The sequence below is a fragment of the Bacillus sp. FS02 genome (assembly GCF_024398395.1).
In the GTDB taxonomy this organism is placed as follows: Bacteria; Bacillota; Bacilli; order Bacillales; family Bacillaceae; genus Bacillus; species Bacillus altitudinis.
In genome coordinates this window covers 567,112-580,020 of the sequence record NZ_CP074101.1, presented here as the reverse complement: position 1 = coordinate 580,020, position 12,909 = coordinate 567,112, and the positions used below count along the sequence as shown (strand labels likewise).

General features: G+C 41.3%; 9 protein-coding genes and 2 pseudogenes. 10 read left to right on the top strand and 1 reads right to left on the bottom strand.

Annotation, left to right across the window (positions count from 1 at the left end; translation table 11 throughout):
- The first annotated feature begins 41 nt into the window (after positions 1-41).
- The 9 genes and pseudogenes from ptsG to KFQ09_RS02905 all read left to right on the top strand — a co-directional run bounded on the left by ptsG (position 42) and on the right by KFQ09_RS02905 (position 9,495).
- On the top strand, positions 42-2,141 hold the full coding sequence (gene ptsG, locus KFQ09_RS02940; protein WP_017359434.1) for a glucose-specific PTS transporter subunit IIBC: 2,100 nt from the start codon (positions 42-44) through the stop codon (positions 2,139-2,141).
- A gap of 93 nt (positions 2,142-2,234) precedes the next feature.
- A complete protein-coding gene (locus tag KFQ09_RS02935) occupies positions 2,235-2,501 on the top strand; it encodes a phosphocarrier protein HPr (RefSeq protein ID WP_003211078.1) in 267 nt (88 codons plus the stop codon).
- Positions 2,501-4,219: a phosphoenolpyruvate--protein phosphotransferase gene (ptsP, locus tag KFQ09_RS02930; RefSeq protein WP_008348058.1), complete on the top strand. Its 1,719-nt coding sequence runs from the start codon at positions 2,501-2,503 to the stop codon at positions 4,217-4,219. The genes KFQ09_RS02935 and ptsP overlap by 1 nt, the downstream gene beginning before the upstream one ends.
- 113 nt (positions 4,220-4,332) lie before the next feature.
- Positions 4,333-4,560: a transcriptional regulator SplA domain-containing protein gene (locus KFQ09_RS02925; RefSeq protein ID WP_008361179.1), complete on the top strand. Its 228-nt coding sequence runs from the start codon at positions 4,333-4,335 to the stop codon at positions 4,558-4,560.
- An 80-nt stretch (positions 4,561-4,640) separates the two neighbouring features.
- A pseudogene (splB, locus tag KFQ09_RS02920) lies at positions 4,641-5,670 on the top strand (spore photoproduct lyase).
- A gap of 115 nt (positions 5,671-5,785) precedes the next feature.
- Positions 5,786-6,760: pseudogene (locus KFQ09_RS19515) on the top strand (cache and HAMP domain-containing protein); the annotation flags it as partial.
- A 39-nt stretch (positions 6,761-6,799) separates the two neighbouring features.
- On the top strand, positions 6,800-7,747 hold the full coding sequence (locus KFQ09_RS19510; protein WP_370529227.1) for a methyl-accepting chemotaxis protein: 948 nt from the start codon (positions 6,800-6,802) through the stop codon (positions 7,745-7,747).
- Positions 7,748-7,823: 76 nt separating this feature from the next.
- The gene (locus KFQ09_RS02910; RefSeq protein ID WP_255836010.1) at positions 7,824-8,609 is read left to right on the top strand and encodes an SDR family oxidoreductase; all 786 of its coding nucleotides are present in this window, start codon (positions 7,824-7,826) and stop codon (positions 8,607-8,609) included.
- Between the two features lie 13 nt (positions 8,610-8,622).
- Positions 8,623-9,495 carry an NAD(P)-dependent oxidoreductase gene (locus KFQ09_RS02905; protein ID WP_008348050.1) on the top strand — a complete coding sequence of 291 codons (873 nt, stop codon included), beginning with the start codon at positions 8,623-8,625 and terminating at the stop codon, positions 9,493-9,495.
- A 114-nt stretch (positions 9,496-9,609) separates the two neighbouring features.
- Here the strand turns inward: KFQ09_RS02905 and KFQ09_RS02900 are convergent, their stop codons facing one another.
- Entirely contained in the window at positions 9,610-10,407 is a 798-nt protein-coding gene (locus KFQ09_RS02900; protein ID WP_007498701.1) for a CAP domain-containing protein, read from the bottom strand.
- 336 nt (positions 10,408-10,743) lie between these two features.
- Between KFQ09_RS02900 and KFQ09_RS02895 the strand changes: the two genes are divergently transcribed.
- The gene (locus tag KFQ09_RS02895; protein WP_008348045.1) at positions 10,744-12,870 is read left to right on the top strand and encodes a peptidoglycan D,D-transpeptidase FtsI family protein; all 2,127 of its coding nucleotides are present in this window, start codon (positions 10,744-10,746) and stop codon (positions 12,868-12,870) included.
- Positions 12,871-12,909: the final 39 nt, after the last annotated feature.

Sequence of the window (12,909 nt, the reverse complement as noted above, 5' to 3'; positions counted from 1 at the left end):
GAAATGCATGTTGTAAGCGAAAACAAAAGGAGGTTCAACCAGTGTTTAAATCACTTTTTGGTGTGTTGCAAAAAATTGGACGAGCACTTATGCTTCCAGTTGCGATCCTTCCTGCTGCTGGTATTTTACTAGCACTCGGAAATGCGATGCAAAATCCGCAGCTGATTGATGTCGCTCAATTTTTAAGCAATGATACAATTCAGCTTGTTGCTAGTGTTATGGAGAATGCGGGGAATATTGTCTTCTCGAATCTTCCGCTCCTATTTGCTGTAGGGGTTGCCATCGGTCTTGCCAATGGAGACGGTGTGGCAGGGATTGCCGCGATCATCGGTTACCTTGTCATGAACGTAACGATGAGTGCCGTATTAATGGCCAACGGTTCCATTCCATCCGATTCAATCAAATTGGCTAAGTTCTTTAAGGAAAGTCATCCAGCATATGTGAATATGCTCGGCATACCGACCTTGTCTACCGGCGTGTTTGGCGGGATTATTGTCGGGGTATTAGCGGCTTATATGTTTAATAAATTTTACAAAATTGAGCTCCCGCAATATCTTGGCTTCTTTGCTGGTAAGCGTTTTGTTCCAATCGTTACGTCGATTTCAGCACTTATTTTAGGGCTTTTGATGCTCGTCATTTGGCCGCCAATCCAAGGTGCATTGAACTCATTTTCAACTGGACTGCTTGCAGCGAATGAGCCGCTAGCTGCCTTTGTATTCGGTGTCATTGAACGCTCATTAATTCCGTTTGGTCTACATCACATATTCTACGCACCATTCTGGTATGAATTTTTTAGCTATAAGAGCTTATCAGGAGATATTATCCGTGGTGACCAGCGTATTTTCATGGCGCAAATCAAAGATGGTGTTCAGCTGACAGCCGGTACATTCATGACAGGGAAATATCCGTTCATGATGTTTGGACTTCCAGCAGCAGCACTTGCGATTTACCATGAAGCAAAACCTAAGAATAAAAAACTTGTAGCAGGAATTATGGGGTCAGCGGCCCTTACTTCTTTCCTAACAGGGATCACTGAACCGCTTGAATTCTCATTCTTGTTTGTTGCACCGATATTATTTGCGATTCACTGTGTATTCGCTGGATTATCCTTTATGATAATGGATATTCTAAACGTGAAAATCGGGATGACCTTCTCAGGAGGGTTAATCGACTTCTTCCTATTTGGTATCCTGCCAAATAGAACCGCTTGGTGGCTTGTTATTCCAGTCGGTCTCGTACTGGCTGTCATTTACTACTTCGGATTCAGATTTGCGATTCGCAAGTTTAATCTGAAAACGCCAGGACGAGAAGATGAAGCAGCTGACGGTGCAAGCAGCGCTCAATCTGGAAAAGGCGATGACTTACCTTATGAAATTCTTGAAGCAATGGGTGACCAAGAAAACATTAAACACCTAGATGCTTGTATTACGCGTTTACGTGTCACTGTAAATGATCAGAAAAAAGTGGATAAAGACCGCTTGAAAAAGCTTGGCGCTTCAGGTGTCCTTGAAGTCGGGAATAACATCCAGGCCATCTTTGGACCACGCTCTGATAATTTAAAAACACAAATGCAGGACATTATTGCAGGGCGCACACCTCGACCAGCGAAAGACCCTTCTGCAAAAGAAGAAGTCAGTCAGCAGGTTGAAGAAGTCATTGCAAAACCGCTTCAAAACGAACAAGGGGAAGAAATGTTTGCTTCACCAATTACAGGGGAGCTGCATCCAATTACAGATGTGCCAGATCAAGTATTCTCAGGGAAAATGATGGGTGACGGTTTTGCTATCTTGCCAAAAGAGGGAACAGTGGTTTCACCAGTAAGAGGAAAAATCTTAAATGTGTTCCCAACAAAACACGCCATCGGCCTCCAGTCTGATGGTGGACTTGAAATCTTGATTCACTTCGGGATTGATACAGTCAGCCTCAAAGGAGAAGGATTTGAAGCATTTGTACAAGAGGGAGATCAAGTAGAAATCGGTCAAAAACTTTTAGAGGTTGATATTGATAAAATTAAGTCAGAAGTACCATCTTTAATGACACCAATTGTATTTACAAACTTAAGTGAAGGACAATTTATTGACCTTCAAGAATCCGGTGAAATCAAAGCTGGCCAAGAAAACATCATGAAAATTTCAAAATAATTTTCATAACTGCCGTTCTTGTTAGATGACAAGCTCGGCAGTATGATATAATATTGTGGATGTATGAAATGTATAAAAAGGAGATTGATAAAAATGGCTCAACAAACATTCAAAGTAACTGCAGATTCTGGAATTCACGCACGTCCTGCAACAGTTCTTGTACAAACTGCTAGTAAATATGATGCTGATATCAACTTAGAATATAATGGTAAAACAGTGAACCTGAAATCTATTATGGGTGTAATGTCTCTAGGAATTGCGAAAGGTGCTACAATCACAATCTCTGCTTCTGGTTCTGATGAAAATGATGCACTTGCTGCGCTAAAAGACACAATGAAAAGTGAAGGCCTAGGCGAGTAATGCAACAACTGAAAGGAATCGGTGCTTCAGCAGGCGTTGCGATTGCAAAAGCATATCGTCTAGAAGAACCAGATTTAACAGTTCACCAAAAAGACATCAATGATCCAGAGACAGAAGTTAAACGCTTTGAAGAAGCAATTCATGTTTCAAAGCAAGAACTTGAAGCAATTAAAGAACATGCGCTAAAAGAGCTTGGCCAAGATAAAGCGGATATTTTTTCTGCACACCTTCTTGTGTTAAGTGATCCTGAGCTGCTCAACCCAGTGAAGGATAAAATCACATCGGATAAAGTAAATGCTGAATTTGCTTTAAAAGAAACAGCAACAATGTTTGTTACAATGTTTGAAGCAATGGACAATGAATACATGAAAGAACGTGCAGCGGATATTCGCGACGTTACAAAACGTGTCACTGGTCATTTGCTAGGCGTTGACATTCCAAACCCAAGTATGATTTCTGAAGAAGTCATTATCATTGCTGAAGATTTAACACCTTCTGATACAGCTCAGCTGAACAGACAATTCGTCAAAGGTTTTGCGACAGATATCGGTGGTCGTACTTCTCACTCAGCGATTATGGCAAGATCAATGGAAATCCCAGCAGTTGTTGGAACAAAAGAAGCAACAAAAACGGTGAAAAACAATGATCTGATCATTGTTGATGGTATTAGTGGAGACGTCATCATTCAGCCTTCTGAAGATGAAGTGAAAGCGTATCAAAAAAAACATGAAGACTACTTAGCTCAAAAAGCGGAATGGGCGAAACTTGTTGACCAACCAACGGTCACAAAAGACGGCGTTCACGTAGAGTTAGCTGCGAATATTGGAACACCTGAAGATGTGAAAGGTGTACTTGAAAATGGCGGCGAAGCAGTTGGATTGTACCGTACAGAATTTTTATACATGGGCAGAGATCAGCTCCCAACAGAAGAAGAGCAGTTCGATGCGTATAAAACCGTTTTAGAGAAGATGGAAGGCAAAGCAGTGGTTGTCCGCACACTAGATATTGGTGGCGATAAAGAACTTCCTTACTTGCAGCTTCCAAAAGAAATGAACCCGTTCCTTGGCTATAGAGCGATCCGCCTTTGCCTTGAAGAGCAGGAGATTTTCAGAACACAGCTACGCGCGTTACTTCGTGCAAGTACATATGGAAACTTGAAAATCATGTTCCCTATGATCGCGACGTTATCAGAATTTAGAGAAGCAAAAGCTATTTTACTTGAAGAAAAAGAAGCATTGGTTGCTGCTGGTACAGAAGTATCTGATTCCATTGAAATCGGAATGATGGTAGAAATTCCATCAACAGCTGTTATCGCAGATCAATTTGCAAAAGAAGTAGATTTCTTCAGTATTGGAACAAATGATTTGATTCAATACACAATGGCTGCTGATCGAATGAACGAACGAGTGTCTTATCTTTACCAGCCATACAATCCAGCTATTTTACGCCTCATAACGCTTGTGATTGAAGCAGCGCATAAAGAAGGTAAATGGGTTGGCATGTGCGGTGAGATGGCAGGAGATGAAATCGCAATCCCGCTCCTACTTGGACTAGGATTAGATGAATTTTCAATGAGCGCAACATCGATTCTTCCAGCAAGAACGCAGTTAAGCAAGCTTTCTAAGGAAGAAGCTGCATCATTTAAAGAGCATATTTTATCACTGAGTACAACTGAAGAAGTGGTTGATTTCGTGAAAAAAACGTTTCAACATAACTAGGTGATGTAAACCAGACAGGTCAAACTGTCTGGTTTTTTTGTCGAATTTTATCATAATCAGTCATATCGCTTGCAGAGAAGGGCATCCTAACATAAAAAATGGAGGTGACCAGTTTGTCTTTCTCTAACTATAAGCCAGGTGATCAAGTATATGTCATTTATCGAAATCCACATGCAGCCAATGTTGCACAAATTAAAGAAGCGGAAATCGTTTCACACCCTTACAATGAACAAGAGCTTGCGCTATTTCTACTTGAAACATATCACCCATTAGCCCCTGATGATGCCGTATTTCCAACATACGAAGAAGCAGAAGCCCTTTATCAAGATCTGTTTGAATAAGGGAGATTTTAGAAAGGATAGAAGCCATCCTGAGAGGTTAAAGTAACGGTATGAACCTATAAGGTAAGGATGTGCTAAATATGATCAAACCGTTCGTTCCCCAGCTTGTGTATATTGAACCTCGGGCGCTAGAGTACCCATTAGGACAAGAGCTGAAAGAAAAATTTGAAGGTATGGGAATTGAAATTAGAGAAACAACCTCACACAACCAAGTGAGAAATATTCCGGGGAAAAATGATTTACAAAAGTACCGTAATGCAAAATCGACGCTCGTTATCGGCGTGAGAAAAACCTTGAAATTTGATACATCTAAACCATCTGCAGAGTATGCCATTCCGTTTGCAACAGGATGCATGGGGCATTGCCATTATTGCTACCTGCAAACGACGATGGGGAGTAAGCCGTACATTCGCACATATGTCAATGTAGAAGAAATCTTAGATCAGGCTGAACAGTACATGAACGAGCGTGCACCTGATATCACGCGGTTTGAAGCTTCATGTACATCCGATATCGTAGGAATTGACCATTTGACTCACACACTCAAACGAGCGATTGAATACTTTGGTCAAACCGATCTTGGCAAACTACGCTTTGTTACAAAATTTCATCATGTAGACCATTTGTTAGATGCAAAACACAATGGACGAACAAGATTCCGTTTTAGTATCAATGCCGATTATGTCATTAAATATTTCGAACCTGGAACATCACCACTCGATCAGCGGATTGAAGCGGCTGTAAAGGTAGCAAAAGCAGGCTATCCACTTGGCTTTATTATTGCCCCTATTTACATTCATGAAGGGTGGCAAGAGGGCTATAAAGTCCTATTTGAAAAACTCGATGCAGCTCTCCCTGAAGAAGTGAGACAAGATATCACCTTTGAAATGATTCAGCACCGTTTTACAAAACCGGCGAAGCGTGTCATCCAAAAAAAACTATCCGAAAACAAAACTAGAACTAGATGAAGAAAAGAGAAGATATAAGTGGGGTAGATATGGAATTGGAAAATATATCTATCAAAAAGATGAAGAACAAGAACTTAGACAGACATTAGAATCATATATCGAACAGTACTTTCCGTCTGCAAAAATTGAATATTTTACTTAAAACAAGTCATTATGGCTTGTTTTTTCTATTTAAATTTTCTTACAACTATTGAATGCGGTACCAATTTTGCCGATATACACATTAAGATGCGAAAGTAGGATGTAGGGGTGATGAGATGTTTAAGAAACTTCAAGTGAGAATAGCTGTTTTCATCTCAGTTATTTTAATTTTAACCGTTGTCGCAGTTCAAGTGGGTTCCAATTTAGTATTAAGACCATTGATTGAACGAGATGCGAAAACAACGACAGCAGCAACGGCAGAAAGCATGAGAGACATCATAGCACTAAAGCTTGAGAATTACGGTGATACGATTAACAAATTGGCAACAAGTACACTTACTGAAGATTTTGCACAGAAACAAACAAAGCAGACATTGGCATTTGAAAACGATGAATTAAAAGGATTGCAGGAGCAGGATGAACTCATCTCGCTTGCCTATATAGGAACAAGTGATGGTAAAATGTTCGCTTTCCCGGAGTCCGATTTTGGTGAAGGGTATGATCCGTCTAAACGAGACTGGTATATTCAAGCAGCTGAAAAGCCTGACGAAGTCCTATGGACAGATCCGTACATTGATAAAGCAACAAATGAAATGGTCGTTTCAGCCACGAAGGCGATCGTACGAAACGGGAAAGTAGTCGGTGTCGCTGGACTTGACTTGAAACTGGCTTCCATTCAGTCTTATATAAAAGAACAAAAGATTCCTTATATGGGAACGGCTTTCTTAGTTGACGGCACAGGGACCATTTTGGCACATCCAACAGAGCAAGGAAAAAATATCTCAAAAGTCGCTTCTGTGAAAAAAGCGATCGACAACTCGGGTATTGATGATGACAAACAACTGACCGTCATCTCAAAAATTAAAGAGGCAAACTGGACGATCGGTGTGAGCTTCGAGAAAAAGAAACTTCTTTGGATCACTGAACAAATGAATCAGACAAGTATCATTATTTCTGTCATTGCCATTATACTTGCCATGATTCTAAGCTACTTATTGGCTAGAAGCATTACAACACCAATTAAACGCCTCATCGAGCATGTTCGTAAAGTGTCTGAAGGCGATTTAACCAGCTCGCTTGAGTCGAAGTCTCAGGATGAGATAGGTTTCCTTACGAAAAGCTTTAATCAAATGACTGAAGGCATCAGGGATTTAATTGAAAAAGTGAAAGAGTCTTCAGATCAGGTTGTGAAATCAACGGATGAAGTGACACAAATTTCAAACGAGACCTTGCTATCTAGTGAACAGATTGCAACGGCTATTCAAGAGGTCGCTGTAGGAGCGACGAAACAAGCATCAGAAGCGGAAACCATTAATGAAAAATCAGAGCATTTGTATGAAAAAGTTCGTCATATGGGTGAGCTTGCCACGCAAATGCAAACCAACTCAAAATCATCGGAAGATGCAAGCTATAGAGGACTTGATGCTCTTGGTCTGCTCGTCCAAAAATCAACACAAGCGAATGAAGAATCGAAGAAGGTAGAGCAAATGCTGCTTGACCTTGAGCATAAAACGAAAAATATTGAAAACGTCGTAACAGCGATCTCTGAAATCTCAGATCAAACGAATTTACTCGCACTGAATGCAAGTATTGAAGCAGCGAGAGCAGGAGAAAGCGGAAGAGGATTTGCTGTTGTTGCAGAAGAAGTCAGAAAGCTGGCTGAGCAATCTGCGGAATCAACGAAACATATTAGTGAAACCGTAAAACTCATTCAAGATGAGTCGAAAAAGGCAGCTGAAGCGATGACAGCAGCAAGCAAAATGAATGAAGAACAAGGTGATGCCATCAATTCAACAGGAGAGGCACTCAGCAGTATCACGATGGAAATGCAGGCACTTGTCGGCTCCATTGACAGCATTCATACACAAATCAATGAAATGACTGAAGAACAACAGAAAATGAATGATTCCATTCAAAGTATTGCGGCCATTTCACAAGAATCCGCAGCTTCAGCTGAGGAAGTACATGCTTCCACAGACGAACAAGTACAAGCTTTAGAAAGAACGAAAACATCAACAGAAATGTTGAACGAATCAAGTCAGGCACTGCGTCAGGCAGTCAATCGGTTTAAACTATAATCTTGCAGAAAAGAACCTTGCCATGTGAGCAAGGTTCTTTTTGTATGATAAAATATGAACAGAGGAGGGTGCCAACATGCATGTTAATCTATCTGGAAAAAAAGCATTGGTCGCTGCAAGCAGTCAAGGTATCGGTAAAGCCATTGCCTTTCATCTTGCAAAAGAGGGAGCAGATGTGATGCTCTCGGGAAGACATGAGCACACGCTGCAAGAAGCGGTTAAAGAATTATCCCCGCTTGTAAAAGGGAAGCTGACGTATCAAGTATGTGATGTATCTGATGCCGAGCAAATTAAAGCGCTTGTCGTCGCAGCAGCAGGTGATGAAAAACGTCTTGATATACTAGTGAACAATACAGGCGGTCCTCAAACAGGAACACTTGAAACCTTAACGGATGAAGATTGGATGGAATCATTTCAGCTTCATTTACTCAGCTATATTCGGTTATTAAAAGAAGCCTTGCCGTATTTAAAAAAACAAGGTGCACGAGTGTTAAATATTGCATCTATGTCGGTCAAAGAACCGATCCCAGGCTCGATGCTGTCGAATACATTTAGACCGGCCATTACCGGCTGGACAAAAACAGCTGCCCAGGAGCTTGCCAAAGATGGCATTTTGATCAATACCTTAGCCCCTGGGAAAATTGAAACAGAGCGCGTGAAACAGTTAGACAAACACCGTGCACAAGAGGAGCAACAATCGGTTGAAGAGATCAAAGCACAAGCTGAACGTATGATTCCGCTGGGCCGTTACGGGCAGCCAGAGGAATTTGCAGCATATGCGGCTTTTCTTTTATCTGAAGCCAATACATATATGACAGGTCAAACCCTCATCATTGATGGTGGATTGACAAAGTCTCTATAAGGAGGAATTCTTGATGGCACAAATCAAAACAGTTGGTTTTATTGGAATCGGTGTAATGGGGCGTAGTATGGCAGGGCATTTAATGAATGCTGGCTACGAAGTTCTCGTTTATACAAGAACAAAAGCAAAGGCAGACACATTGATTCAAAAAGGTGCTCTTTGGAAATCGACCGTAAAGGAGATCGCAAAGGAGGCAGATGCCGTCATCACAATGGTCGGGTATCCATCAGATGTAGAAGAAGTCTATTTAGGAGAAGATGGACTCGTGGCACATGCTGCGCCTGGTACACACCTCATTGATATGACCACATCGAAACCTCAACTGGCAAAAGAAATTGAAGCGAAAGCGAAGGAAAAAGGACTATTTGCATTAGATGCGCCGGTCTCTGGCGGAGACGTTGGAGCCCAAAATGGCACGCTGGCCATTATGATTGGTGGAGAAAAAGCAGCCTATGAAGCGTGCCTGCCGCTATTTCAGCAAATGGGAGAAAATATACAATATCAAGGACCTGCAGGAAGTGGTCAGCATACAAAAATGTGTAACCAAATCGCTATCGCAGCAGGGATGGTAGGTGTGGCAGAGGCAATGGCTTATGCGGAAAAATCAGGACTTGATCCAGAGCAGGTACTTAAAAGCATCACAACAGGAGCAGCTGGCAGTTGGTCTTTGTCAAACCTTGCACCAAGAATGCTGAAAGGTGATTTCGAGCCAGGATTTTATGTGAAGCATTTTATTAAGGATATGGGCATTGCACTTGAAGAAGCAGAGCTGATGGGAGAAGAGATGCCAGGCCTTTCACTAGCGAAGTCATTATATGAAAAGCTCAGCGAACAGGGCGAAGAAAACAGCGGAACACAAAGCATCTATAAATTATGGGTGAAATAAAAAAACTGCCCCGCCTAGGTGGAACAGTTTGTAGCGTGTAAACAAGCCCTCACATGGCTGAAAAAAGAAAACAAACTAAAAACCTGTCCCAAATAGAGACAGGTTTTTTTGATCTTATTTTCCGATGAATTGCTGCGTCCAGTAGTTACCAGATTTCACATAACCTACACCGATATGTGTATAGTTTTTGTTTAAAATGTTCGCTCTGTGACCTTCACTGTTCATCCAAGCTGTTACTACTTCTTGAGGTGATCTTTGACCTTGCGCAATGTTTTCACCTGCTGTTTTGTACGTGATACCAAATTGCTTCATTTGATCAAATGGAGATCCGTAAGTTGGGCTTGTATGAGAGAAATAGTTTTTATCTTTCATATCTTGTGATTTAGCGCGAGCAGATTTGCTTAATTTAGAATCAACAGAAAGAGCTTTTAAGCCTTGTTTTGCACGCTCTTTATTTGTCAGCTCAACCACTTCTTGTTCAAATGCATTTAAGCTGCTGTCTGCTTTTGTTGCAGTTGTGTCTTTTTGATCAGATTTTGAACTGTTGTTCGTTGTGTTTTCTTTTGCTGGTGTGCTTGGTTTAGAAGCAGCTGGTTTTTTCACTGATTCTTGTTTTTGCTCATTTTTTGCTTTGTTTACTTCTTTCACCACTTTTGTTCCAGTAACAGGTTGACCACTTTTGATCAGCTTGTTTAATAGAGCTTCGATCTCTTTTTGATTTGAAGTGCTTAGCTTGTTTACATCTGAAGAGATATGTAATTTTGCAGCTAATGTATGAAGATCAATGGCTTGATGCTGTACGTTTATGACTTGTTTCAGGTTAAGCTCTTTCGCATCAGCTGAATGCCCTCCAGTGAACGTGATCAATGCAGCAGCTGTCAGCGCTGAAAAAATGAATGATTTCTTTTTCATTTTGTAACTCCTCCTAAAATCTTTGTTTTGTTTTCTCACAGAAAATCATAACATGGACTTTTTGTTATAAACGTACCAGCATCCTCCATTGACAACGCCCATTTGTCATTTTTGTTAAAGTCATAGAAAGAATCTCCTCATATCAATGAATGGAGAATCTTTCTATTTAAAGAAAACGACATAAACATACCAATATTTTAAAGTGTTAGTATATTTTTTTGCAGAATAGGGATTGACAGCTTTTTTTCACTTGTTTCGCTGTAACAACTATTACAAAAGTGTTACAATAATGAGTGGTAATTGTAAAAGATTGAAAGGATGAGAGGAGCTACATAAGTGGGAGAGAAACAGCATCAAGGTGCTGCCGAGCAGAAAAAAATGAAGCGCCGGAACGCCTGGAGAATTAATCTCTTTTTCTTCGCTGTATTTAGTTTATTTGCTGGACTTGTCATCAAGCTCGGCGTGCTGCAAATCGTCAATGGTGAGGATTATAAAAAGCAAGCCAACCGAACTGAGGTCAAAACAGCATCATACCCGTCTCCAAGAGGAAAAATGTATGACGCGAGAGGAAGGGTCGTTGTTGATAACGAAAGTGTTCCTGCCATCGTTTATACATCAGAAAGCGGTGTGAAAGCGGAGGATAAGATTAAAGTAGCAAGAAAACTTGCGACTTATATAAAAATGGATACAGATTTTTTGAGAGAGCGTGACATTCGAGATTTTTGGCTGGCAAGCCACCCGGAAGAAGCGGATAAGCTCATTTCAAAAGCAGAGCAAAAGAATCTTAAATCAAAAGATGTCTATCCACTTCAAGTAGAGCGTGTGCCTAAGAAAGAAGTCAAGGCGATCGAAAAAGATGCAGAGGAAAAAGCAGTTGCAGCGATCTATCGCAGGTTTACAGGCGGATATGCCTTTGAACCTCAAATCGTGAAAGCGATGGACCCGAACGAAGAGAAAAAAGGGGACGAAAAAGTTGCGCTGCTTGATGAAACAAAAGAATCAAAACAGACATCATCCGTAAGTTTGACATACGAAGAGATCTCACTTGTATCAGAGCATCTTGATGAACTGCCTGGTGTAAATGTCATCAATGACTGGACAAGGAAATATCCATATGAAAAAACCCTCTATAATGTCCTTGGCGGTGTCACCACCCCAGAGCAAGGCATTATAAAAGAGCGTGAAGATTACTATATGGCAAGAGGTTACTCGCGAAATGACCGAGTAGGAAAAAGTTATTTAGAATATCAATATGAGGATTTTCTCAATCCAGAAAAAGCAACTGTTCAATATACACAGGTCGGCGGAAAACTGCTTGATGAAATCAAGCGGACAGAAGGACGAAGAGGACTTGACCTTGCACTCACATTTGATATGGAGCTGCAAAAGGAAGTCGACAAAATCGTTGAATCAGAGCTAAGATCCGCTAGTGCAAGAAACTATATGATGGACCGTGCCTTTGTTGTGATGATGGACCCTAACACAGGTGATGTTCTCGCGATGTCAGGGAAGAAAATGGACGGCAGGGACGTCACAGATTATGCGATCGGAACATTTACGACACAGTATGAAATGGGCTCTGTTGTCAAAGGAGCTACTGTCCTCTCTGGTTATCAAGATGGTATGTCACACAATCAATCCTATTTGGATACACCGCTGTATTTTGCGGGAAGTGGAGGAAAGCCTAAACAGTCTTACAAAGTTCTTGGATGGGTTAACGACCTTCAGGCACTCCAAAAAAGTTCCAACGTTTACATGTTCCAAGTGGCGATGAGAATGGCAGGGATCACCTATCAAAAAGATGGCCCGTTACGGGCAAGACCTGAACACTTACAAAAAATGAGAAACTACTATGCGCAATTCGGTCTTGGCGTGAAAACAGGCATCGACTTGCCGCAGGAATCAAGCGGAATGCAGACGCATCCTCAGACAGTCGGCGGACTCTTGCTTGATGAAGCGATTGGTCAGTATGACACGTATACACCACTTCAAGTCGCACAATACATGTCGACCATCGCAAATGGAGGTAACCGTATTCAGCCAAGAGTGGTGAAAAGTGTTCACTTTCCAACGAATAAGGAAGAAGTAGGTCCTGTTGTGAAGAAATATGAGCCGAAGGTGCTAAACACCATTAACAACTCGAAAGCAGATATCGACCGCGTCAAAATGGGACTAAAAATGGTCACATCAACAGGCGGGACTGCCGCTGGCCGGTTCGGTCAGCATGATGTCGCAGGGAAAACGGGTACAGCCCAAACCTTCTACTATGGTGCCAACCGGAGCTGGTGGGGGAATGCCACGTACAACTTAACCTTTGGAGGATATTATCCTTCTTCCAATCCGAAAGTGGCATTTAGTGTCGTCACACCGTATGTATCAGATAAAGATCCTGTCATTAAAACCATTCCAAGTAAAATTGTTGATAAGTACGTTGAATTACAAAAGAAATATGAAAAGCAATAAACAGCAGGGAGCACAGCAAGAGAAAGTGCTCCCTTTTTG